The 1,650-nt window shown below is 37.7% G+C and carries 1 protein-coding gene; it reads right to left on the minus strand.

Annotated features, from left to right (window positions below; translation table 11 throughout):
• Positions 1-19 precede the first annotated feature (19 nt).
• On the minus strand, positions 20-1,534 hold the full coding sequence (locus tag H344_RS0116745) for an IS1634 family transposase (RefSeq protein WP_026811321.1): 1,515 nt from the start codon (positions 1,532-1,534) through the stop codon (positions 20-22).
• Positions 1,535-1,650 lie beyond the last annotated feature (116 nt).

The following is a 1,650-nucleotide window of genomic DNA, read 5'->3' on the forward strand; positions in this document are numbered from 1 at the left end:
TCCTGACTTCGACACTGGGTCACCCAAAATTTTCTGGAAATAATTCGATTAGTGTTTTTTGCTTTTCATTTGTTATAAGGAGGTGTTCAATTTTTGTCTTGTCAGGCGCAACAGCAGTTACTTGATAAATAGTCTTGGCTATCTCGATAGCCTTATTAACACTGATCTCCGCCTTTTTCTCATATAATTGTCGCTCCAGTTCTTTATAGACTTTATAGGCCACAAAGGAGATGCATATATGAGCCTCTATACGTCTTTGAAGCCTGTGGTAGATAGGTCTTATTCGTAGATCAGATTTTGAGACCCGAAAGGCTTTTTCAATCTGCCAAAGGTGATGGTAGTTTTCAATAATTTGATCTTTGTTTAATTTAGCATTAGTGATGTAGCCTTTGAGTCCATCCCATCGGGTATCTTGTTGTAGCTTCTCTGTGTCTATGGCAACGGTAATTTCTCCATCAAGCTTTAAAAACTTATTGTAGCCACGGTTGTTGATGTTGGCTTTGGTAAGCCTACCCCTTTGGATTTGTTTCTCCAGTTTTCTCAAGCCTTTTTCTCGATTGTAGCGGTCTTTCTTGGCTCTGTCATCGGAATAGGTGATAATCAGCTTTAGATTCCCCTTTCTAATTACCGCGCTCTGTCCATGTCTTAGATCAAGTGCCAAGATCTTTTCTTTCACACGGTGAGTCTCATTTTTAATCCGAGCACCTAAGACAAACTCATACCCCTTCTCTTGTAAGGTCTCTACATTGCTTTTAGAGAGTAATCCACTATCGGCAATCACCACTAACTGCTCTAAGTTATATTTCTCTTTAAAAGCATCGATTACAGGAAGCATGGTATGGCCTTCAAATTTATTGCCTTCAAAAATCTCATAAGCCAAGGGATACCCATGCTTACTCACCAGTAATCCTAAGACAATCTGAGGGTTTTGATGTTTACCCTCTTTGGAAAAACCAGTCTTGCGAAGTTCATCTTCTTGGTCAATCTCAAAATAGAGTGTTGTTACATCGTAAAACACCACCCGGATATCATTCTTGAGGATCTTTCTGGTATGCTCATAACTGATCTGTTGCACCAGTTCCTTTTGTGTGGAATGCAACTTGTCCAGGTAGCGGTAAATTTGCTGAGTAGTTATTTCTATTTCCTTGTAAAGAAAAAGGTATTCTGTTGTCTTGAGTTTACTTACCGGTTGAATAAGCCTGGAATACACTAAATATTTAAATAAAGAATCTTTTATTTTATGGAATCCTATTTCATTAAAAATGCCTCCCAAAAGAGCTTCAGTTCCGATTTCTGTATGTGAACTGATCGAACTAAATACAGATTTGTAAACTGATTTAGTATCAGAAAAATCCATGACTTGCTGCCCCTTATATTTTTTGATATAATGATAGCCTGTTTCAACCAATTCTTCAAGCCTGCCAGGATCATTGGAGCTACCTAGGGTCTTCACCAATTTAGATTTGCCATTTACTTTAGTGATTACCTGTACACTAATGACTCCACTTTTATTTTTCTTTTTCCGAACAAACACCCTCAAAAGTAATAAAAAACGAAGCTGGGTCACCCAAAACCCACGCAACAAAAAGCATTAACAACTGATAAATAGCAACTTATGTTTTTAATGTAACATTTATGTCGAAGTCAGGA

This window comes from Arenibacter latericius DSM 15913, from assembly GCF_000424985.1.
Lineage (GTDB): Bacteria > Bacteroidota > Bacteroidia > Flavobacteriales > Flavobacteriaceae > Arenibacter > Arenibacter latericius.